We start from the raw sequence: 22,799 nt of genomic DNA on the forward strand, positions 1-22,799 counted from the left end.
GCCGTAAAGGCAAACCATTTGTGATAGAGATTACTCCCTACTCATGCCGACCAATGAGACCAGAGCCTTCAGCCAGAGGATTACCTTTTCTCCGGGCTACCTCTCGGCATCCCTCAAATTACGGTTTGGAGCAAAGAAGTTCACCATTGAGCAGTACCCGCTTCATGGTAACCGAACCAAGCTGGGTTTCCATATCACCGCTAATGCCGAAAAAGCAGTCGTAGTGTAAAATTTTCATTGCAGTATGTCATGCGGACGCCGAAGCTGCCGGGCGCCCGCACGGAGGTTTTGGTTAATGACTCTGGTCGCCGGACATGAACTGCTTGACTATCTGCTCGATACCGTCGGTTTCACAGTATTCCGCCACTTCCTTGAGGCGCTCGGGAATGTCGATGTGCTGGGGACAATGCTCCACGCATTGACCGCACTCAACGCACAGAGACGCCTGAGTCTCCTTGCCGGAGACGAATCCGTTGAACACAGCATACCTGAACTGGGTCACTTCTTGCGGCTCTTCAAACATTGTGCCGGTATTGTAGTACTCAAAACAACCAGGAATGTTCACCCCTTCCGGACAGGGCATGCAGTACTGGCAGCCCGTACAGCCCACAGGCATGAGTTCGCGATACTTGTCCGCCACCTGGTCGATGAGGGTGAGCTCGGCATCGGTCAAGGAATCAGTCTCGGCCTGTTCGGCAAGAGCGATATTCTGCTCTATGTGTTCATCTACATTCATCCCGGACAGGACCACGGTGACCTCGGGAGCGTTCCACACCCAGCGCAGGGCCCATTCCACGGGTGTGCGCCTGGTTTCGGCTGTGTCCCAGATGGTCTGGACCTGGGGCGGAGCGGCAGGACGGCTCAGGTTGCCTCCACGAAGGGGCTCCATGATGATCACTGCCATATCCTTGGAGGCAGCATATTTGAGCCCAGCGGTACCGGCTTGGTTCCTGGTGTCCAGAAAGTTGTACTGGATCTGGCAGAAGGTCCAGTCATAAGCATCAACGATGCGATTGAAATCCTCGTTGGTGCCGTGGAAAGAAAAGCCAATATTAGCAATCTTGCCTGCCGCCTTGGCGTCTTCCAGGAAGGCAATGACACCCAGGTTCTTGATGCGGTCCCAGGATTCTCCCTCCAAAGCGTGCAGCAGGTAATAGTCGATGGTGTCCACGCCGAGCTTTTCGAGCTGTCTGTTGAGGATAGAATCCATGTCCTCGCGGTTGTTACACATCCACACCGGCAGTTTATCCGCAATTTTGACTTTTTCGCGGTATCCATCCTTGAGGGCTTTGCCGAGCACCACTTCGCTCTTGCCATGGTGGTAAGGCCAGGCAGTATCAAGGTAGTTGACGCCTGCGTCAATGGCCATGCGCATCTGAGCAATAGCGGCCTCTTCATTGATGGACTGGTCTTCGTTCAGCGGCAGGCGCATGGCGCCAAAACCCAATATGGATAATTCATCGCCATTCTTCGGTACCTTTCTGTACAGCATCTTTGTCTCTCCTTAACATCAAATATAGTCAGCCAATAGTGTGCAGTGGTATCAACATCAACCCCAAACCGGGAATACAGGATCAAGAAGATCAAGCGTGTTTTCTGCGTTAATCATCCCCACAACCTTATCGCTCTCGTAAAGCTCGTAGGCATATTCCGCAAGCTGCTCGGCAGTGATAAAGATGCTCTTGTCGGTAAAAATATCATCAGGATTCATGGCCGCATTTTTACCCGATTCTATCATAAATTCACTCTCGGTAGCTCCTGGTGCCAGTACTTTTGCACGGAAAGGCTTGCCTGCTGACTTTGCCGCAGCGGCAATACCTTCGGTGAATGATGAAACATAGAACTTTGTCGCGCAATAGGTTACTGCCGGAGGAAATTGATAATACCCGCCCACTGATGCGACATTGATCAGGGTTACATCATCGTCCGACCGATCTTTTGCAAAACGAAGCGAAAGATCGGTCAGCGCTTTGATGTTCAGCTCAATCATCGTGTCCGCTTTTTCCAGGTTCATATCCCATGGCATGCTGAAATCGCCAAAGCCGGCGTTATTGATCAGCACATTGACGTTGTATTGGCTCAGTTTTTCGTAAAGCTCAGCCGGTTTGCCGCTTTTGGCGAGATCGCAAACATAAACGATGACCTCCACCTGATACTGCTCCTCAATATCCTCTTTAATAGAGTGGAGTTCAGCTTCACGGCGAGCCGTGATGATGAGGTTGTGCCCCTTGGCTGCAAACCTGTAGGCCAGTGCTTTTCCGATTCCTGAGCTTGCGCCCGTAATTGCCGTATATTGCATTGTTCTCTCCTGTGCTTAATGACGTGATTGGTTTTGATGAGCAACATAAACAACCGAGGGCGAAAGAGCCATACACGGAACTACGCAATATGGATACATTTCAGTTCAGCGCCTGATACTCTCTGGGACTCATTCCGGTTTTCTTTTGAACATGCGAGAAAAGTACTGCGGGTATTCAAAGCCGTGCTGACAGGCGACATCAGAGACCGTAACCCCTGGAGATAAAAGTAAGCTTTTGGCTTTTTCCACTAAATAAAGATGAAGATGCTCCATGGCGGTTTTACCGGTTTCCGCTTTCAATGAATCACTCAAATATCTGGGCGAGAGGGCAAGCTCCTCTGCAATCATATCGACATTGGGCAGCCCTTTTTCCTTGAAGGCTCCTGATCCGAAATATTCTGTCAGTACTGCCTGAAAACGGGATCCAATATGGGTGTTAATCTCTTTTCGGTTAATAAACTGGCGGTTATAAAACCGGGTTGCATAGCGAAGCAACGAGTCCAGATGAGCCAGAATTATATCCTTGCTGTACTCATCGGGGTTCCCGAGATACTCATCGTTGATGGAGTCAACTATCTGTTTGACGATATCCTCTTCTCTGGGAGAGAGATGCAGGGCCTCATAAACCGCATAGGAGAAAAAAGCCGCCTTTTTAAATCGTTTTTCAATCGCAGAGCCAAGCAAATAGTCTTTATGGATCAAGAGCATCACCGCATTCTGCTCGATCTCCCCCACTGACGCATCCCACCCGAGGGCCTGGCCGGGGGCGACAAAAATAAGGGAACCACTGGCAAAATCATACTTGGTTCGACCATAGAGCAGTTCGCAGGTGCTGTCCCATTTAAGCTTAATGGTATAGATATCGGTACTGAAGGGGGGAGAGCTTGGACGTAGATCGTACCGATGCCCCGGGCCAATGATGACGACACTGAACATCGGGTGCATCGGTCATGGAAGTCCCAGATATTCATGATACTCCTGGAGTGAAGCGAAATGCTGCATGCCCTATCCTTTTCCTTTTTTTCTGTAATTGCTCACTGGCGCCCCACGGAGTCTCACTATGCTCGCTTACCTGCAAGGAGGAATGCTTGGCCTAATCCGGGTCACCTGAGAACAGTTACGGTTCAGAGGATAACGATACTGCGGAGTGACCACCCTGTGAGGGGTTACCTTTTTCTTACGATATACAACGGGCGGTTTGGTAGCAATGCACAAAACTGCAGAATTTGGATACAAAATGTGGGGTCCGATAAAACCACGTACCCATTTTGAGTCTCCTCATCTCTATCAGGAATCACTTCAGGGGTATTCTGGTTGAGTTCAAGACAGCCGAGCGGATAACCTTTTGCGCACTCACCACACTGATTACATGTATCGTCACCTGCAACACATTCAAGAGCTTTGGTTGCCACTGCTTTTCCTATGCTCCCATTAAATTTTCTGCGAGAGCGACAGCTTCAGCCTGAGCGCTTGATACATCCTCATCGGCTCTTCCACTTAAAAGGGAGGTCGCCCGAATAATCTTCAAATCGTAGCCATAGAGTTCAAAAAAGGGACGGTACCGCTCGATAATGTCTCCATGTTTTTCATCCACATCTCCCTGGGTCAGGATAAAGACCGCTGTTTTCCCTTCCGGCAGGCGGGATGTGAACGGATTGGCGTTGGCGTAATCCACAGAAACCTGCGACCAGGTTCGGTCAAAGAACAGCTTGAATTGACCGGAGACGTCGCTGTAATAGACAGGACTGGAAAAAACCGCCACTTCTGCCGAGCGCATAGCATCCAAAACCGGAGCGAGATCGTCTTTGAGAATGCAGCGGTCTTTGTCTGTATGGCATTTTTCGCACCCCTGACACCCTTTGTAATTCATCCCATTCAGGTAATACTTTTCGACTTCAGCACCCCGTTTTTCCATTACTTCGGTAAAACTCTCAGCAATGCGGGTACTGGTTCCTCTCTTTCTTGGACTTCCTACGATGTTCACGACTTTCATGACTTGATCCTTTTGTAATTGAATTTTTTTAAGGGAAAAACTAGACTAGTACACGTGACCTAGTGCGAATTTAGGTCACGTGACCTAATATGTCAACGCTCAATTTGCCTGTAATTACCCACGGGGTGATAACTCATCGATATCATTACCCTACGAACCGTAACTGTTCTCAGGTACCCCAGATTTGGCCGAAGAGATAAGCGACCAACGGGAGACTCCGTAGAGTGCCTGTGAGCGGTTACTTTTGCTTGATGAATCGGTTTTCACCCTGAATAAAGACCTAAGCGACAGAGGAGTTCCGGATTGTCTGAAATTACAAAAAAACAACAGAATCCCAAAATCGCCCTTATCATCGATTGTACCATTGAGGTCCTCAGGGAACATGGCGAGCAGGGGCTGTCCGTACGCAAGGTAGCGGCAAAGGCCGGTATGTCTCTGGGGAATCTCCAGTTTTATTTCAATAACAAGGATGAGCTCTTAATAGGTGTGGTTGATACCTATTTTGAACGATGCTACGCGGATTACAGCAAACGCCTCATACTGCGTGCACCAAAGAGCAAACAGGAGGTGATCGAGTTTCTGGTGAATTATGGAATGGATTATGCTCATTCCGAGATAGGTGAAGTGTTCAGGGCGCTCTGGGGTATGGCAAACCGAAATGAGGGCATCAGAGAACGCCTCCATGAATATTACCGGGTCTATGGAGAAGAACTCACCCAGCAGCTTACCCCTTTTGCGAAAAATCCGATTTCCATTCCAAGGGTGGTGTCTCTACTCATTTCCTATTTTGACGGGCATGGCATGATTACCTGCCCAATGCCGGTGAATACACAGGAAACTGTCCAACTTCTCGTGCATATCGTAGATTCGCTGCTTGAGGATAGTGATCCACATATTCAAGCTCAACAACATGAAAAATCAGGAGAATAGAGTGGGATACGTCTACCTTGCAATCGCAATTATTGCTGAAGTGATTGCTACAAATACCTTGAAGGCATCAGAAGAATTTACCAAACTCGTCCCCAGCATAATCGTACTCGTGGGTTATGGAATCGCATTCTACTTTCTGGCGCTTGTTCTCAAACACATCCCGGTTGGGATCGCCTACGCAATCTGGGCTGGCATGGGGATTGTTCTGGTCGCAATCGTTGCTGCCGTAGCGTTCAAGCAAATACCCGACTGGCCGGCAATTATCGGCATGGCACTGATCGTCGCGGGTGTAATTGTCATCAATGTGTTTTCTACAACTGTCAGCCATTGACGATTGCTCCAGGAGACGAGCGAGAGTGTGACTCCCGGCAGCTTGCTTCCCTATTCACTTGCAGCGTGGATTCATCATGGTTCCTCACCCGGATAACAATTATCCGATGAAATCGTAGATAAAACCGGAAATAACTGCTCCGGAGAAGCCGAGAAAAACATACGCGGCAAAAACCTCCCGCCTAACCAAGGCGTACACTGCGGTCATGGCCGGAATGGAACTGATGGCACCAGCCACTATAAAGGCCATTCCCGACCCCACGCTCATCCCCTGCTCTATCAGCCCGGAAACCACCGGCGGTGCAATGTAGGAGTTGAGATACGCCGGCACCCCGACCAGGGCACTGGTGACAATAGGCAGGATCCCCTCTCCGCCTACAAACGAGGCAATTCGCTCGGCCGGTACGTACTGGATCATAAGACTCTCAAGGGTGTAGGCAAAGAGCATCCACTTTAGCAGGAACAGGGCATTGGATTTGAATTCCCGAGCAAAGGTGGTTCTCCGCGCCTGCTCTCTCCAAAACAACCACATTGGCTTGTCTGCTGCCGGTATTTTCTCGTCTGTACAGCAACTCGTCAGGGGAATTTCAATCTGTGGTGAGCAACAACTGGAAGCCTGAATACCATCCTTAGGCTTCAGAGGATTGCTGAGATGCCCGGCTCTATTCAGGAATTTTATGGCAAATCCACCGCCCAGACCGAGAACGACGGCGAAAAATGTTTTGCCGAGGGCGAACTTCCACCCTAGGGCCCCGGCGGTAATACAAAGCGTCGGCGGATCAATGAGCGGAGAAGATAACCAGAATGCCATGATGGGAGCAAGCGGAGTGCCAAGTGCCAACAATCCAGCGATAAACGGAATAACCTCACAAGAGCAGAATGGTGCTAAACCGCCAACCAGGGCCGCCAGGACAATCATCCGGTTTTCCCTCCCTTTGAAAACCGCTGCCACCATGGTTTCCGCCCCGGTGGCCTTTACTGCCGCGATCAGAAGGACAGCAATGGCCATGTACATGGAGGTATGGGCAAGGTTAGCCAGAGTAAGTGTACCCAGGGGCACTACACGCCCAGGGTCCAGGAGGCTGATCCCCATGAATATGGCAAAGATCAGGAGATACACCCTGTCAATATTCTTCAGGACAGCGAGGCCAAGAGATCTTCGGGAGATTGACATTGTTTTCAGTTGCGGCATTTAAATCTCTACAAAACTAGTTTATTGGTTATATTTGAGCATAAATAAGCACTGATGATACCCTATTGTACCTTTTCATTTGTGCAGCACTCAAGCAGGAGAAAGTTGCCCAATTCCTCAAGATGATGGAAATGTGCTGTATTTCTGACTTCCCGCCCCTGCTTTTCCTGGATCACCATCCCTGCAGTGACCAATTGCCTGAGGTGGTGGGCCAAGGTGGAAGGAGCCATTTTGAGCTCTGCTCCTATTTCGCTGATAGTAAGTCCACGCTCACCGGTTCTGACAAGAAGCAAGAGGACCGCAAGGCGTGATTCTGAGCCTATTGAGGCGTACCCTTGTGCTGCCTGTTTGATGTTGATCATGTTGTACCTCTAGCGTAGACTTTATCCATAAAACTAGTTTTATAGTTTTATTTCAGTACACAGTCAAGGTATTATTTCTTTCATTATTTTTCTTTTATTTACCTGACCCTGCAAGACTCGCTGCAGTCGCTTTATGGGAAGGCAGTCAGGAAAACCTAAACTACGGGATGCTTGCACACCAGACAAGGTGTCTATTTTTTTGCCATTAATAAGAGTCAAGTTGCTGAGTTGGTAATGAAGACAGAAAAGGAGGGGTGGACTACAAATATCATGTACTGGACTCGCGGGTCAGTGGCGGAGAATTCCTGGTCGATCCGTAGCTGTTACCTTCTACGGCATTCACCAATGCGTCACGCAGGTTTTTTAATACGCCAGATCCAGGATGTGTGTATGACATAGTGCCCATGCCATATATACCCACCACAAGAAACTGTGCCAGCAAAGGTGACATCACGGTAACTTTTAGTTAAGAGTACGTTGTCAAATCAGCTCTACCCTAAAATACAGAACCAAAGAGTTAAAAATGCCCCAGCAATCCATTACCGCCATTTTCTTCAGTCCCACAGGAACCACCAGAAAAGTCCTTGAACACATTTCCGCAGGTCTGGGCGGAGAGACTGAACTCATCGACATCACCGTACCCGCGACAAGAAACCATTCCCCGGTCCCGCCCAAAGGAGACGTTGTCATCCTGGGAGCCCCTGTATACGCCGGCCGTATCCCCAGAGACGCGGCCCAATACTTCAAACGTCTCAAGGGCAATGGTAAACCAGCCATACTGACCGTGGTATATGGCAACCGTGAGTTCGAAGACGCGCTCCTTGAGCTGAAAACCATTGCAAAGGAAGCCGGATTCATTCCTGTGGCAGGTGCCGCCTTTATCGGAGAGCATTCTTTTTCATGTGAAGAGTTCCCTATTGCCGACAACCGTCCCGATGAAGACGATCTTGCCCTGGCCGCAGATTTCGGCAAACAGATTGCGGCGCGCCCCGACCTGCTAGACCAACCGGAAGGTGTCGGAGACCTTAACGTCCCCGGCAACTCCCCCTATCGGGATGGAATGGGAGAAAAGGCCTTTTCGTTCATCGAAATCTCAGAGGCCTGTACCGGATGCGGCACCTGCGCCGAGGTCTGCCCTAAAGAAGCCATTGATGCAGGCAATGGCTACACCACTATAGACGACCGGTGCATCTTCTGCTGTGCATGTATCAAAGCCTGTCCAGAGAACGCCCGCTCCCTCATGGACGGCCCCATGAAAGACATAGCCAAGCAGCTCCACAACAACTGCACATCCCGCACCCCCCCCCAACTGTACGTTTAGAACATAACTGGTATCTGCACATGAGTTTGTGTCCGTAAGCTCATAAAAACCGCCTGACAAAAAAACATAACTATCTACAATAATTAATCATTTAAAAAAAGAGCATGGAAAAGGGTACAGGAAAAACAAAATCACACACCATCTCATCGATCGAAACAAGGGTGCCTGGTTGAATGAGCAGTGCGATCTTATCGTGCCTGCACAACTGTGGGCCCAGGCGTAGATAGCACAGAGTGATTTAGTAGTGTGGATGACACAACTTGCCTGATACACCCTGACGACCTAATATACTAAGGAAACAGTGGACCGTGCCTTGGACCGCAGCAAATTTGGAATAATATGTAGGTGAGGCAATTATGAGTGATCTACAGAAACAGCTGGACGAGACTGTCCAGTCCATCAAGCAGAGCGTTCCGGCGGACATGTTTGACACCATTGTCAGCGAGACGGAACAACTGAAAGCCACTGGTATTGAAGGACGAACTGTCCAGAACGATGAAACGGCTCCGGATTTTACGCTGAAAAACCACCTTGGAAAGGTAATGAACCTGGGAAGCATGCTCAAGGAGGGCCCCTTGGTTGTCAGCTTCTACCGAGGCGGTTGGTGACCATACTGCAACCTGGAGCTGGCAGCTCTGCAAAAACACCTTCCTGAAATGGTATCCCTGGGCGCAAATTTGGTATGCATAACCCCCGAAACCCCGGACAACTCACTGTCCACCAAAGAGAAGAATGAGCTTACCTTCGAGGTACTCTTCGACGCCGGAAACCAAGTAGCCGAATCATACGGCCTGGTCTTCACCCTGAGCGATTCGCTTAAGGAGGTGTACAAGAACTTCGGTATCGACCTTGAGGCGAGCAACGGAGACGGCACCTGGTCCCTGCCCCTTCCCGCAACCTATGTGATACGACAGGACAGAACCGTGGCCTATCATTTCGCTGATGCTGACTACACAAAGCGGCTCGACCCGGAAAAAGTCGTCCAGGCGCTCAAGGAGATTACCCCATAACAGGGAGCAGCAAGGAGGTTACCGGGTTACTCTCGAACGCTCATTGCGATATGGGCCGAGGCTTACCTGCAGGTGGTCTTGACCACCAGGTTGGACAACACATCGCGCCCCTCCCAGACGGTCTGGAGGAACATCAGCCCGTTGCATCGTGCTCGGTGGGCATTGGTGGAAAAGAAAGGATATTTGTTGAACATAGACCTCTGGCCACACAACTTCCGCAGCCATGCAGCCACCCAGCTCCACAATCGAGCACTCCCGTAGAAATTGTCAGCAAATGCTTCTTACCAAATGTGGACCTTTCAACCAGTCAACGGTACCCGATAACCTTTGGCTGGGGAGATTGAATGACAAGATGCAGGTAATTGAGAAACTGAATAGGGTGGACGGTAAGGTGAGAAGTCCAAACCGGCAGACAAACAGAAAACAGGTCGATTCCTCCTATGAATGAGTTAGAGGTGCCCCCACAATATTTAGCTGCCATAGACCTTGGCTCCAATAGTTTTCATATGGTCGTTGCCCGTATCGAGAACGGACATATCCATATCCTGGACAATCTCAAAGAAATGGTACGCTTAGGAGGCGGCCTGGATAAAAATGGCAGATTGTCTGAAGAAGCACGCGTACGCGCTCTTTCCTGTCTTGATCGTTTTGCAGAACGTGTACAAAAATTACCTCAGGGCAGTGTGGCTGCCGTAGGAACAAATACCCTGCGTCGAGCGGTAAATTCTCGTCAATTTCTGGAAAGCGCCAGTGAGGTTCTTGGTCATCCAATCTCAATTATTGGAGGAAAGGAGGAGGCTCGTCTGGTTTATCTAGGAGTTTCCCATTCCCTTGTGGCGGAAGAGGGAAAACGATTTGTGATGGATATTGGTGGTGGAAGCACAGAGTTAATTATCGGTGAAGGGTTCAAACCTCTTCATCTACGCAGCCTTGAAATGGGTTGTGTGAGTCTGAGCCAAGCTTGTTTTAAAAACGGGAACCTTGGCAAAAAGAATTGGGAGAAGGCGCGCATTGCCGCCCATATGGAACTCCGTCCAGTGCGACGCGATTATCGAAAAGTCGGCTGGGCTTCTGCTACCGGCGCATCCGGAACGATTAAAGCCGCGGGCAGCATCGTCAAAGCACTTGGACTTGAAAGCTATCATATAACGCTGGAGAGTTTATACGAAATACGAGAAAAAATGATCGCTGCCGGACATGTATACAACCTTCGCCTTCCCGGTTTGGATAGTGATCGGCAACCTGTTTTTGCAGGAGGACTAGCTATCCTTATCGCCACCTTTGAAGCACTGAAAATTGAAACCATGCAGGTTTCTGAGGGAGCCTTGCGCGAAGGTCTTCTGTATGAGCGCTTGGGACGGATTCAGAGTGAAGACACACGATTAAAAACCATTTCCAGTGTGCAGCAACGATTTAAGGTCAGTCAGAGACATGCGCGAAGGGTGAGCTTGGCTGCGCATCGCCTTTTTTCAGCCTGCGAAAAAGCCTGGAATCTGGAACCGGTAGACGCTGAACGACTTCACTGGGCAAGCAGCCTGCATGAGATTGGCCTTGCGGTTTCATTGAGTGGATACCAGAAACATGGCGCGTACCTTTTAGCCAATGCAGACCTTCCTGGATTTTCTCTGGAGGAGCATGACTGGATGAGTGTTCTGGTACGGAGCCAGCGTAAAAAAATATCCAAAACATATTTTAAAAGTTTACCGAAAAAAAACCGCAAGACGGCATTGAGGCTTGCAATTATACTGCGTCTCGCGACCCTTATTCATCGTTCCCGGAAAGATGAGACGGCAGTTATTGAGCAGGTAGTTGCCAATGAAAACACTTTGACTCTGCAATTTGCCCAGCATGAGTTGATAAACCATCCTTTGCAAAAAATAAGTTTTAAGCAGGAAGCAGAGTATTTAAAAAAGGTGGGATTTACTCTTAAGATTATCTCGTAATCGTTTTGAACCTCAAGCGAACAAAAATATTATACGATGAATTTGATTTTTAAAAAATCGTTTCCTGTCAATCTCGCGCCGTAGTAATGTTTGTACATTGCATCGTATTGCTTTGGCAGCATTGACATTCCACAGATATCTATCTCTGAACCGTGGCCTAAGTCGGCATGGCGTAAAATTAGGCTATAGCCGGGGTTTCCAAAAGGGTTTACCCCGTAAACTCGCACTGCTGTAGGGATTGAGGCGACTATAAGCATTTTCAGCAATTCAATGCTGCTTGCCCTCAATTATTGCAGTAATTGTGACCTCTCCTTCAGGCCCAAATGCTACGAGAGCCCCCCTTCCACTCCGTCACACTGCCCACTGCCGTCATTCCAGGCTTTTCAGGTAAGACTGAAGCCCATGATGACGAAGCTACAGGGGGGGTAAGCCCAACGCTGTTACATCCCTAATGCAGTCGGGAATTCCGGACAGACCCATTTTTTTCCATTCAAGCACGGGGTTCGTGCTCTGAATTTAGGGATTTCAGGTACTAACCCATTGACGAAATAAAATACCCAGCAGCAAGGGCACTACCGATGACCCCGGCCACGTTGGGTCCCATGGCGTGCATGAGCAGGAAATTGGATTTATCCGCCTTCTGCCCTTCTACATGGCTTACCCGAGCAGCCATGGGAACCGCAGAAACGCCAGCTGAACCGATCAAAGGGTTTATTTTGTTTTCTCTCCAGACCAAGTTCATGAGTTTGGCCATAACAACACCAGATGCTGTGGCAATACCAAAAGCAAAGATGCCCAGGACCAAAATGCCAAGGGTCTTGGCATCAAGAAAGTTGGCTGAAGACATTTTTAGACCAACGGTCAAACCGAGAAAAATGGTAACTATGTTAATAATTTCGTTCTGAGCAGCTTTCACGAGTCGCTCGGTAACCCCACATTCGCGTAGAATATTACCAATAAAAAGCATGGAGATAAGTGGGGCAGCATCAGGGACACAAACAAGGCAGAATACCATCACCACCAGGGCAAAGACCAGCTTTTCAAGCCTTCCAACCTGGCGCAGTGATTTCATCCGGATACACCGTTCCTTCTCGGTGGTGAGCAGCCGCATAATGGGCGGCTGAATCACAGGGACCAGTGCCATATAGGAATATGCTGCCACGGCAATGGCTCCCATGAGATCAGGTGCCAGCTTGTTGGCAACAAAGATTGAGGTCGGCCCGTCTGCTCCCCCGATGATACCGATGGCAGCAGCTTCTTTCAGCCCAAAAAGTCCACTGGACGCTGCCCCCAAGAAGGTGGCAAAGATTCCGAACTGTGCGGCTGCACCTAAAATCAGGGTCTTGGGATTGGCGATAAGCGGACCAAAGTCGGTCAATGCGCCAACACCCAAAAAGATGATCGGCGGGAAAAGTTCCAGCTTGACCCCCTGCTGGATATAGTAAAACAGACCGCCTGCTTCAACCAGATGCCCCGCCTCATAGACCGGAGCTTTAAGAATAATGTGCTCAATAGGCAGGTTAGCCAGCAGCGCACCCATGGCAATGGGTACCAGTAAAAGCGGCTCATACTGCCTGCCAATTCCCATGTACAGGAGCGCAGCCACGATGATCCACATAAAACACATCTGCCAGCTAAGTAAGGAAAACCCTCCAGCCTGCAAGGTAGCAAGTATTTGTTCCATAATTAGGTTTCCTTTGACCTATCAACCGATGGTCATGAGCGCCTGTCCCTCTTCAACACTTTCTCCCTGGCTGACACTTACTGTTGTTACAGTGCCAGCGCTTGGAGCGGTCACCTCGGTGTTCATTTTCATTGCTTCCAGCACCAGGAGCACGTCACCGGCAGCCACCTGGCTCCCTTCTGTCTTGGCTATGGAGACAACGGTTCCTGCAAGGGGGCTTGGTACAAGCCCAGGCGTTCCGCTACTCACAACTTTTGCCTTTGGTGCAGGGGCTGCTTTCGGTGCAACAACACCGGCTACACCACCTACGGCGGCAGAGGAAGCAGGTGCAGCAGCTTGATTATCGTCAAGTATCTCTGCTTCCACCTCATAGGTGTGACCGTTAACGGTAATCCGCATTCTTTTCTTCATGATGACTTTGTCCTGTGTACTCGAAATCTGAATTTGAAAACCGCGAGGTTGCAACTCTGCGGTAGTGTTATCGTCTATGCTGGGGGAACCTGTGAGCGGTTACCTGAAACTGTGGGAATGTAAATGCTGTCTCCGTCCCTCACGGCCCCAGTTTGCGTTGGCATCACGGATGGAAACCAGTCGGTGTTGACTGCCAAGCATTAAGGTGACAGCGGCGGTGATGGCAACCAAATGTTCTTCCGGCAGAAGATCCGGCTTATCAACAGGTTGAGCAGCAGGTTCAGCTTGCTTCCGTGCCAAGGCTTTTGCCGCTGCCTTTTTCTCCTGATCCCGGAAGAACAAGCCTATACCGTCTACCACCAGCCACAGCACAAGCAGCACCAATAACACGAAAAGGAAACCAGATAGATACGGTGCGGCTTCTGCAAACCCAGGCGTTGTAGCAACATTTTCCATAATCGTTCCTTTTACAGCGGGATATTACCGTGCTTTTTGGGTGGACGGGTTTCCCGCTTGGAGTAGAGGCTGCGCAGACCAAGGGAAATAATCCCTCTGGTTGCAGCAGGATTAATGACATCTGTAATCAGATCATTTTCAGCAGCCTGATAAGGAGAGGCAAACTCTTCCCGGTACTGGGCGTTAAGCTCAGCCATTAACTCTTCAGGATGTTCTGCATCTTTGAGCTCTTTGCCATAAATAATTTGCACAGCACCATCTGCTCCCATGACCGCTATTTCCGCTGTGGGCCAGGCATAGACCAGATCAGCGCCCAAATCTGAGCTGCACATGGCAAGATAGGCGCCCCCATACGCTTTACGCATGATGAGGGTAATCTTGGGAACGGTGGCTGCGGCATAGGAAAAAAGCATTTTTGCACCGTGGCGAATGATACCGCCCTGCTCCTGGGCAAGACCAGGGATAAAACCAGGGACGTCCACCAGAGTGACAATGGGAATCTGGTAAAGGTTACATAGACGAATAAAACGTGCCCCTTTATCAGATGCATCAATATCCAGGCAACCTACCTTGTAGGCAGGCTGATTGGCAACAATGCCCACCACCATGCCGTCGATTCTGGCAAAACCAATGACCAGATTTTTGGCAAAGTCCTTCATAATTTCAAAAAAGCTGCCCCCGTCCACCAATAAATCAACGACCTTGAGGACATCAAAAGCCATTTTTGGATCTGCTGGAATCAGCTCGTTAAAGGCTTCTTTTTCGTCAAGGCTGATCTGTTCAGTGAGCTGATGTGGCGGTTCATCCATATTGTTGAGCGGCAGATACGAGAGCAGCACCTTGGATAATTCAACTGCGTGTCGATCATCTTCAGCGACCAGATGAATATTACCGCTCACCGAAGCGTGGGCCGCTGCACTGGCAAACTGTTCAAGCTCCGCTTTCTCGCCGGTAGCGCTCTGGATTACCTGCGGCCCGCAGATGAACATATTGGAATCTTTTCTGGTCATGATAAGAAAATCGGTCAGCGCTGGCGAGTATGCTGCTCCACCGGCACAGGAACCGGCAATCACCGATATCTGTGGCACCAAACCAGAAGCCTGGACATTTCTAAAAAAAATCTGCCCATAACCCGAGAGCGCCTGCACCCCTTCCTGGATACGAGCACCACCCGAATCGTTTATACACACCACAGGAATGCCGACTTTCATCGCATAATCCATAAGCAGACAGATTTTTTTAGCATGGGTGTGTCCCAGAGAGCCGCCGCTCACAGTGAAATCCTGCGCATAAGCCGCGACCTGTCGGCCATCGACATAACCGATGCCGGTAACAACACCGTCACCGGGAAGTCTTTTCTTTTCCATGCCAAAGCCGCGGGCACTGCTTTCGGCATGCATGCCAAACTCCTGAAATGAGTTGGCATCAAACAGGATATCAAGCCGGTCCCTGGCTGTCAGCAGCCCTTTTTCCTTCCTTTTGGCAAGCTTCGCCTTGCCGCCACCTTCAAAGGCTAACTGCCTTCTCCGTTCAAGTTTCTCCAGTAACGATGGATCAATTGCCATGGATATTAACCTTTATATGTTTTATCATAATTCTGATCGTGCCGTTCCACTTCAAGCTCGGCATAAGCATACAAGAATGCGTTTAAATCTGGGTGTACAGGGAGTTTACAGGATGTGCAAAGTCAAGATTATATGTTCTTCAGATAACGGTAGTACGCATCTATCTGATATACTGCCCCCAAAGGATTATGAGCTAAAACGCGATCTTTTACCGCAAGGACAGTTACCGGAGCATTTGCGTGCATGATAAAAAGAGAATCATGTCCTACGCACAATCCTAAAAGGATATTCAACTCTACACCGGATTCGTTAGTGACTTCGGCCTGAAATACCGGATTGCACATAGTTTCGTCTTCAACAGTTGCATCAACTTGTTCATCCTGGCGCAAACCAAGTTCAGCCTTTGGAACACGTCCGGCTTTGCAGACCACCGAAACAACTTCAAATCCTGCTGATTCAAACAGCTCATGCACCACCTTGGCTTCTGAGCGCACGCCAACACAAAAAGCCAAACCAAGGCGTTTGTACTTCATTCTCCGGGCAAATTCGATAATCTCTTGGATGCGAGGCTTGCAGGGTTTAACTGCAGCATACCCTTTTTCACTATTGGCATACCCTTCACCCTCCTGACGGGAAGCTTCGCTGGCAAAAGGGAGTACATCGTCACTCAACGTGGCTTGATTGGCTCGTTGGAGAGCGTCTCTCATCTGGATTGAGGGACAACTTTTGGGACCTTTACCGCCTGGCTTTCGGCAAAAACGCTCAGACCAGTCGTAAGGACAAACCGCACACTGGGGATATACATCTGACATGGTACCTCCTGAGTAAGTATATTAGGAATGGATTTAAGTCTGGAAAAGATATCACTCAGAGTGCAGAAACTAGAGGTTTTCTTGGAAAGAACACACCTTATGTGGGTATGCATTATACTGCCAGGCTTTCACTCCATCTTAACCAGAGAACAGAAAAACATCCAGCAAACTTGAAACAATCTTTAAAAGTGCTGGTAAGTTACTATTCTATCAGAAAAAAGCGTAACCTTACTTTGGGAGAGGTAGTGAAACATCAACCCGGATAAGGGGAATAGCTCATGACAATTCTTGACTTCAGACGAACTGGAAAGCTACCCTACAGGGTTATTATCCCTTCGGAATAAGTAACAGCCCTTCCGGAAATCAGGACCCTCTCTCCCAAGTTTTGACACATAAGTTCACCGCCTCTTGATGATAGTTGCAACGCGTGCATGGACTTTTTGTTCAATCGCTCACTCCAATATGGAATCAATGAACAATGGGCAGAACCAGTCACGGGATCTTCGAAAATGTGAGCTTGAGGAGTAAAGAAACGGGATACAAAATCAACTTCATCCCCCTTTGAGGTGACACAGATACCGCCGGGATCGAGATTTATTTGATTCAGCAAAGTTTGATCAGGTTGCAGATTGCGAACGATTTCTTCTGATTCAAACACCAACACATAATCTCTGGATTGTAAAATTTCGATTGGATCGATTTTCATCGCATCCGCTATGAGTTGCGGCATTTCGCTCGGGCCTGGTTTACGGGCAGGGAAATCCATGACGAACATTTCACCATCAACACTCACCTTCAACGTCCCGCTTTTCGAATAAAAAATTACCGAAGGCAATGCAGGGTTCAGGTGCCTGACCACAACATGCGCAGAGGCCAACGTTGCATGACCACACAAGTCCATTTCGATCTCCGGGGTAAACCATCTAATCCCAAATCCATCCTGAACTGGTTTAAGAAATGCGGTTTCAGCAACTCCATTCTCTGCGGCGATGCTTTGCATTATGTCGTCGGTCAACCATTGTTCAACAATGCAAACAGCTGCAGGATTGCCACAAAACACCCTGCTGGTAAAGGCATCAACTTGGAAAATTGGCACGCGCATTACGAATTATAATAAAACGCTTCATTTATCGATCTCAATCCTGCCCATGGCGACCTTTCAGGCTCTTCACTTCCGTACTTTTGTGACCAGCCAATCAGGAACAGATAAGCTCCAGTATATGGCTGCAGCACGAATCGCAAATATGAACAAACAACATCCAACGGCACAAACTAATCGGTATTCAGGGAAAATATACAAAATAACAACGTAGGATACACAACCCGTTAACACAGGCGTTGCATAGAGTTCTTTTGTCATCAACAGGGTTGGCCGCCCTGTAAGGACGTCACGGAGAAGGCCACCACCAATTGCTGTAACGACCCCCAGAATAATTGGGGCAAGAGGCTGCCCAAACCCAAGAGCCCATACTTTGTCCACCGCTTGGATGGCAAACAATGCTGCGCCAAATCCATCAACGTATAAAAGAAGACTGTATATTTCTCTTCGTGAAAATAGTGAATGTGCCGTAAAAGAGGCCACACTCGCTGCCAAAGCAACCCAGATATAGTTTAAATCCAAACCCCAAAACACAGGTACATCAAGAATCAAATCTCTTATAGTCCCTCCGCCGATGGCTGTTATTATTCCAAGGACAATAGCGCTAAAAAGGTCAATTCCTCCGGGGGCCAAAGCGAGCACAGCTGTAATGGCAAAAGCAACAATGCCAGCCATTCCTATCCAGTAGATCAATACATCCAATTGGTATATCTCCTCTAGGGGCAAAAAAGTTTTAGAGAATAATGTACGCCTTCATACCAACCGAAAAGCATCGCAGCATTACCATAGAAACCATATCGAGCCAACGAGTCTCGTAATCTACTCATATAAAACTGCAGGATGAAATAAACTCACAGGAGATAAAAAATGACATATAAAATGGAAATTCCTGCGGCCGGCCCCCAGATGAAGAGCTAGGGGCTGATTTTGTCATCGATTATCGTACAGGAGACCTTAAGGCCAAGGTGATGGAGTACGGTTATTCCAACATTTCTCTAATTTTTGCAGCAAGCTCCCTTATGGAGAAAGGTTTTTGAAGAAAGGATACCCCTTGGTCTAACACACCGTGGTTGGCTATAATATCGGCAGTGTATCCTGATATGAAAAAATATCGAATTCCTGGCCGCAAGCTGAGTATTTTTTTAACTAGCTCACGACCATTCATCTCGGGCATGATCAAGTCTGTCAGCAGAAGATCAATTTTTTGATTCATATTTTTCGCCAATTCGATAGCCTCGCTGGGACTAGATGCGTTAATGACGGTATAACCTAGATGTCCGAGCATGGCGGCGGTCATCTCAAGGAGCGCTGTTTCATCTTCCACCAGTAATATGGTTTCGTTTCCACCAACTATTTGTTCATCGAGCTTCTGGTCAGTTTTGTTGTCAATTTCCAAATGACGTGGCAGGTGTATGGTGAAGGTTGTTCCCCTTCCCGTCTCGCTGTAGGCGTTAATGAATCCTTTGTTTTGGTGTACGGCACCGTGTACTGTGGCGAGCCCAAGGCCAGTTCCCTCTCCGATTTTTTTGGTGGTGAAGAAAGGTTCAAAAATACGGGGAAGAATGTCTTCTTTAATACCGCAGCCATTATCGCTGACCGAAATCTTGACATAATCGCCCGACAAGAACTCCGGAGACGCACAATTGTACGTTTTGTCTAACGTTATGTTTTTCGTTTCCACGCTGATCTTGCCGATACCGGCGATGGCGTCTCGTGCGTTGAGGCAAAGGTTGGCCATTATTTGGTCAATCTGGGTCGGGTCTATTTTTACCGGCCAGAGATTTGTGCCGGGTATCCAGGTAAGGGAGATATTTTCACCGATGAGTCTTCTGAGCATTTTTAACATGCCCTCTATGGTCTCATTTATATCGAGAACCTTGGGCGTAACGGTCTGCTTGCGTGCAAAGGTCAATAGTTGCCTGGTTATGTCGGCTGAGTGGCTCGCAGCTTGGTGAATCTGCTGGATGGAGGAAGAAAATCTTGTGCCTGCCCCTAGTTCTTCCAGGAGAAGTTCCGAGTAGCCTAAAATTACACCGAGCATATTGTTGAAATCGTGTGCCACTCCCCCGGCGAGTTGGCCAACTGCTTCCATTTTCTGAGATTGACGTAATTGCCGTTCCAGCTCAAGCTTTTCATCTGCAGCTTGTTTTTGCAGGGATATATCTTGAATAACACCTTCGATTTTCAAAAGATTGCCGGACGCATCTCGTTTCGCCTCGGCAATCGATCTGACCATACGAGATGGTGGACCGGATACCGGATGGATTTCAAACTCGAGATTGTACGGGGTATCGTGCTCGATCAAGTCAACTAAGGCTTGGTGCACCCGCTCTTGATCTGGAATACAGTTTTCAACTTTTTCTATACTAAAATCGTCCTCATCCAGATTAAAACCATAGATACGCTTTGCCTGATCGGATCCCCAGAAGGTCTGCCCAGTGATATCATATTCCCAGTTGCCCACCTTACCAAGACGTTGCGCGCTTTTATAACGCTTTTCACTCTCTCTTAGGGCAGTTTCCGTTTGTTTTCGCTTTGTTATGTCCCGGGCAACCCCGAGAACACCTACAGGGTTGCAATTGGTATCATAAACTGGGGCTTTAATAGTCTCCAGAAGGTATTGGCAACCATCTTCGGCGAAGGTTACCGACTCCTCATTGATGACTGGGCAGCCTGCATCTATGGCCTTCTTGTCGTGAGCAAGAAAAAAATCTGCTAAATCTATATCGACAAAATCGTAGTCGGTTTTTCCTACGATTGCCTGCTCCTTGGCACCAAAGAACCTTTCAAATGTTCTGTTACAGCTCAGGTAGACGCCATTCAGGTCTTTCAGCCATACAAGATCGGGAATGGTGTTGATCAAAGCACGATAATGGGCCAACGCCTTATTAAGGGCGTTATGGGTTCGTTTTTGTTCTGTAATATCTCTTAAAAATACAATGATCTCTTTGACCTCACTACCAGGATGCAGTTGGGCATTAATTTCCAAATCCAGAACTTCACCATTCTTCTTGCGGTGGGTAGTTTCGAATCGGAGCTTTTCTCCTGCGATAACTCTGCGCATTTTTCCGGCAATTTCTTCCGGTGTTTGGCTGGTATCGAGCTGGGTAAAGTCGATGCCGAGCAGTTCACTGGGTTCAAATCCGCTCATCCTACAGTAGACATCATTGACCTCCATCAGATAACCGTCCTCACTTACACACCAGAAACCATCCATTGCTGTTTGCAGAATGCTTTGGGAACGCATCTCGCTTTCCCGTAACTCCTTTGTTCTTTTATCGACAAGTTCTTCCATATTTCGATAAAGATAGGAGTTTTTGAGAACCAATGACAAAACGCCAGAAATATCCTGGAGGGTTTCAAGAATTTTCCGGGAGCCGGAGTCATCCATGAGATCTAGGAGCAACAAAAGACCAACTCGCTCACCTCCTGCCTGCAGCGGGACGGCAAACGACTGTTGCATATCTAATTTAGTCAGACATTTACCCGCTTCTCCCTTATCTCTTTCTATAAAGGTCGCATTCACAAGCTGGTCAGTGGAGTCCAGCAACTGTGTCATTTCCTCCAAGTTGAAAATGGCACGTTTTCTTTCTGGACAAGTTGCCAGCAAAAGGTAATTGCCGTTATGGTCCAGTCCCATCAGGGCGACAACCCGTGCCCCGATAATCTCCCTAATCTGGTGGGTAATATGCTTACCGCACGTGGTAACATCCGAGGCATATGCCAGAATGTTTTTGATAAGGTCGTTTTTAAGAATAAAAAGTGGCCAGTCAGGATTCATCAACATCTCCTCGAACCATAGTATCAACGGCTTCTTTCACAGCTTGCCGGAGTCGTTCTAAAGTAACAGGAAGAACATCTATCGGCATATCGAAATAATCGGCGATGTTATCGAGTGTATCTTGGGGGACTGGAACTAAGCCGGTATCGAGATAGAGAAGTTTTCGCTGGTTCTCGTGCATAAACTCCCGTGCCAACTCTCGATCTGTAAATCCCAGCTCTTTTTCAAAAACTTCATGCCACCGTTCTGTCCACTCCGGCAGAAAGAGAAAGATTTTGGAATTACGACAGGCGCGGTACTCTTCAGTGCCGAGAAGCAGGTGACCACAGTTGACACCGTTCACCTTTGTACAACGTGGTCCCTTTGCAGTTTCACGCATATGTGCATGGCAGTCTCCATATACTAAGAGACAACGTCTCTCTGGTCTGGCTTCGACCTCTTTGTCGATGGCTTCACGCATCTTTTGAGGGTGCATATGGAGCATGGAGTCGAGAAAAACCAACTCAGCCTCCGGGTATTCCTCTGAGAGCAGGTCTTCAATTTCCCGACGGAGGACCGAGCAGCAAATTACGGTAAGAGGCTTCATATCGGCATGTTGAACTTACGTATTTCCAAGGAAACGGCCTGGATAATTTCAGGTGGCGTATCGAACGGAATATCAGCATTGGCGGTTGCAAAGACAAAGTATGGGTCATCTTTACGATCTTCAAGTATGCGATGGACATTTTCGAGAATCTTTTTCGGTGTGAGGTGCGGAAAGCTGAGACCATTGAGGTTACCGAGGATGACCCGTTCCGGACCAAGAATGGTTCGGCCTTTGGCAAGAGAATCCCGATGATCGACTGCAAAACCGGCAACGTTGGGCAGCTCGGCGCACTCTTTGAGATTCGGCACCATGGGGTTCCCTCCGTGATGTAAAATAATCGGGCCTTCTACTGAACGGAAAGAAGTAACCAAGGCCGGCAGGATGGTCTCTTCAATAAGGTACGGGTACAAAATCCGAGGATTGGTAAACATCGTCGGTACACCGATAAAATCAGCACCGTCCGCCAGAAGAGCATTGGCCATGGCGATGAAGTGAGCGGTTGTTTTCTTGAGGATGCGTGTTGCTTTATCCGGCTCAAAAAGCAACGTTTCCAACCACTGATCAATACCAAGAATAATTGCCGGCAGATCGACAGCGGCGGTGAGCAGTGCGCAGATTGGGACGGTGCCGTGGTATTTGTTGGAGAGGAGTGCGGTACTTTCCCTGAGGTATCGGAGGGTTGGGTGGCTGTCGATATCAGGACTTTGCTGATTGATAAGCGCATCAGCGGAACGATAGGCGGGCTTTCGAACGTTAGGTGGATTATTCGGCAAAAACTTCAGTTCGCTTCCAAAGGCTTCGGCTTCCAGGCTCAAACTGAATGGAGTAAAAAGGATATCAGGGCGACAAAGTGCCATGACCTCGTCTTGGCCTTTGGCATAACAATGTGGTCGGCGATAATAGTCGACTAGGGGGCAACCGGTAAGTCGTGCGCCGTACAGGCTCAGGGTGAGAGTGAAGGGGCGCCGTTGTTGGGGCTTCCCCTGTAGAGCACTCAACACCTTTTCCATGGAGTTCATAGTTCT

22 protein-coding genes are annotated in these 22,799 nt (G+C 48.6%); 5 read left to right on the top strand and 17 right to left on the bottom strand.

Annotation, left to right across the window (positions count from 1 at the left end; all coding sequences use genetic code 11):
- Positions 1-292: 292 nt before the first annotated feature.
- The 4 genes from ACZ52Z_RS08430 to ACZ52Z_RS08445 form a co-directional block, all read right to left on the bottom strand.
- Positions 293-1,492, bottom strand: a complete 1,200-nt coding sequence (locus ACZ52Z_RS08430; RefSeq protein WP_464270291.1) for an aldo/keto reductase — start codon at positions 1,490-1,492, stop codon at positions 293-295.
- 57 nt (positions 1,493-1,549) lie between these two features.
- On the bottom strand, positions 1,550-2,299 hold the full coding sequence (locus ACZ52Z_RS08435) for an SDR family NAD(P)-dependent oxidoreductase (protein ID WP_464270292.1): 750 nt from the start codon (positions 2,297-2,299) through the stop codon (positions 1,550-1,552).
- A 129-nt stretch (positions 2,300-2,428) separates the two neighbouring features.
- Positions 2,429-3,235, bottom strand: coding sequence for a helix-turn-helix domain-containing protein (locus tag ACZ52Z_RS08440; protein WP_464270293.1), 807 nt, complete (start codon positions 3,233-3,235; stop codon positions 2,429-2,431).
- 484 nt (positions 3,236-3,719) lie between these two features.
- Entirely contained in the window at positions 3,720-4,292 is a 573-nt protein-coding gene (locus ACZ52Z_RS08445) for a flavodoxin family protein (RefSeq protein WP_464270294.1), read from the bottom strand.
- A 303-nt stretch (positions 4,293-4,595) separates the two neighbouring features.
- On the opposite strand from ACZ52Z_RS08445, the gene ACZ52Z_RS08450 reads away from it, so the two are divergent.
- Positions 4,596-5,222, top strand: coding sequence for a TetR/AcrR family transcriptional regulator (locus tag ACZ52Z_RS08450; protein ID WP_464270295.1), 627 nt, complete (start codon positions 4,596-4,598; stop codon positions 5,220-5,222).
- Positions 5,203-5,553: a DMT family transporter gene (locus ACZ52Z_RS08455; RefSeq protein ID WP_464270296.1), complete on the top strand. Its 351-nt coding sequence runs from the start codon at positions 5,203-5,205 to the stop codon at positions 5,551-5,553. The genes ACZ52Z_RS08450 and ACZ52Z_RS08455 overlap by 20 nt, the downstream gene beginning before the upstream one ends.
- Before the next feature lie 99 nt (positions 5,554-5,652).
- Here ACZ52Z_RS08455 and ACZ52Z_RS08460 read toward each other — a convergent pair whose 3' ends face one another.
- Together ACZ52Z_RS08460 and ACZ52Z_RS08465 are read right to left on the bottom strand one after the other, a co-directional pair.
- On the bottom strand, positions 5,653-6,744 hold the full coding sequence (locus tag ACZ52Z_RS08460; protein ID WP_464270297.1) for a permease: 1,092 nt from the start codon (positions 6,742-6,744) through the stop codon (positions 5,653-5,655).
- Positions 6,745-6,806: 62 nt separating this feature from the next.
- Positions 6,807-7,106: an ArsR/SmtB family transcription factor gene (locus tag ACZ52Z_RS08465; protein ID WP_464270298.1), complete on the bottom strand. Its 300-nt coding sequence runs from the start codon at positions 7,104-7,106 to the stop codon at positions 6,807-6,809.
- Positions 7,107-7,629: 523 nt separating this feature from the next.
- Here ACZ52Z_RS08465 and ACZ52Z_RS08470 point away from each other — a divergent pair.
- Positions 7,630-8,427, top strand: coding sequence for an EFR1 family ferrodoxin (locus ACZ52Z_RS08470; RefSeq protein ID WP_464270299.1), 798 nt, complete (start codon positions 7,630-7,632; stop codon positions 8,425-8,427).
- Positions 8,428-8,783: 356 nt separating this feature from the next.
- Positions 8,784-9,437, top strand: coding sequence for a peroxiredoxin-like family protein (locus ACZ52Z_RS08475; protein ID WP_464270300.1), 654 nt, complete (start codon positions 8,784-8,786; stop codon positions 9,435-9,437).
- Positions 9,438-9,499: 62 nt separating this feature from the next.
- Here ACZ52Z_RS08475 and ACZ52Z_RS08480 read toward each other — a convergent pair whose 3' ends face one another.
- Positions 9,500-9,631, bottom strand: a complete 132-nt coding sequence (locus tag ACZ52Z_RS08480) for a hypothetical protein (RefSeq protein WP_464270301.1) — start codon at positions 9,629-9,631, stop codon at positions 9,500-9,502.
- 246 nt (positions 9,632-9,877) lie between these two features.
- Between ACZ52Z_RS08480 and ppx the strand changes: the two genes are divergently transcribed.
- On the top strand, positions 9,878-11,380 hold the full coding sequence (gene ppx, locus ACZ52Z_RS08485) for an exopolyphosphatase (protein ID WP_464270302.1): 1,503 nt from the start codon (positions 9,878-9,880) through the stop codon (positions 11,378-11,380).
- A 532-nt stretch (positions 11,381-11,912) separates the two neighbouring features.
- Here ppx and ACZ52Z_RS08490 read toward each other — a convergent pair.
- The 10 genes from ACZ52Z_RS08490 to ACZ52Z_RS08535 form a co-directional block, all read right to left on the bottom strand.
- Positions 11,913-13,064, bottom strand: a complete 1,152-nt coding sequence (locus ACZ52Z_RS08490; RefSeq protein WP_464270303.1) for a sodium ion-translocating decarboxylase subunit beta — start codon at positions 13,062-13,064, stop codon at positions 11,913-11,915.
- A gap of 21 nt (positions 13,065-13,085) precedes the next feature.
- On the bottom strand, positions 13,086-13,475 hold the full coding sequence (locus ACZ52Z_RS08495) for an acyl-CoA carboxylase biotin carboxyl carrier protein subunit (protein ID WP_464270304.1): 390 nt from the start codon (positions 13,473-13,475) through the stop codon (positions 13,086-13,088).
- A 99-nt stretch (positions 13,476-13,574) separates the two neighbouring features.
- Positions 13,575-13,931, bottom strand: coding sequence for an OadG family transporter subunit (locus tag ACZ52Z_RS08500; protein ID WP_464270305.1), 357 nt, complete (start codon positions 13,929-13,931; stop codon positions 13,575-13,577).
- A gap of 11 nt (positions 13,932-13,942) precedes the next feature.
- Positions 13,943-15,496, bottom strand: a complete 1,554-nt coding sequence (locus tag ACZ52Z_RS08505) for an acyl-CoA carboxylase subunit beta (RefSeq protein ID WP_464270306.1) — start codon at positions 15,494-15,496, stop codon at positions 13,943-13,945.
- Between the two features lie 128 nt (positions 15,497-15,624).
- Positions 15,625-16,308, bottom strand: a complete 684-nt coding sequence (locus ACZ52Z_RS08510; protein ID WP_464270307.1) for a DUF1847 domain-containing protein — start codon at positions 16,306-16,308, stop codon at positions 15,625-15,627.
- Positions 16,309-16,624: 316 nt separating this feature from the next.
- Positions 16,625-17,410, bottom strand: a complete 786-nt coding sequence (locus ACZ52Z_RS08515) for a PhzF family phenazine biosynthesis protein (RefSeq protein ID WP_464270308.1) — start codon at positions 17,408-17,410, stop codon at positions 16,625-16,627.
- Positions 17,411-17,476: 66 nt separating this feature from the next.
- Complete coding sequence (locus ACZ52Z_RS08520; RefSeq protein WP_464270309.1) at positions 17,477-18,109, bottom strand: trimeric intracellular cation channel family protein; 633 nt, start codon at positions 18,107-18,109, stop codon at positions 17,477-17,479.
- A 277-nt stretch (positions 18,110-18,386) separates the two neighbouring features.
- Positions 18,387-21,188 (bottom strand): PAS domain-containing hybrid sensor histidine kinase/response regulator, encoded by a 2,802-nt coding sequence (locus ACZ52Z_RS08525; protein ID WP_464270310.1) that lies wholly within the window; start codon positions 21,186-21,188, stop codon positions 18,387-18,389.
- Positions 21,178-21,774: a DUF1638 domain-containing protein gene (locus ACZ52Z_RS08530; protein WP_464270311.1), complete on the bottom strand. Its 597-nt coding sequence runs from the start codon at positions 21,772-21,774 to the stop codon at positions 21,178-21,180. Before ACZ52Z_RS08530 ends, ACZ52Z_RS08525 begins: the two co-directional genes overlap by 11 nt.
- On the bottom strand, positions 21,771-22,793 hold the full coding sequence (locus ACZ52Z_RS08535; protein ID WP_464270312.1) for a uroporphyrinogen decarboxylase family protein: 1,023 nt from the start codon (positions 22,791-22,793) through the stop codon (positions 21,771-21,773). The genes ACZ52Z_RS08530 and ACZ52Z_RS08535 overlap by 4 nt, the downstream gene beginning before the upstream one ends.
- Between the last annotated feature and the right edge of the window lie 6 nt (positions 22,794-22,799).

The organism is Desulfogranum aggregans (assembly GCF_055398265.1).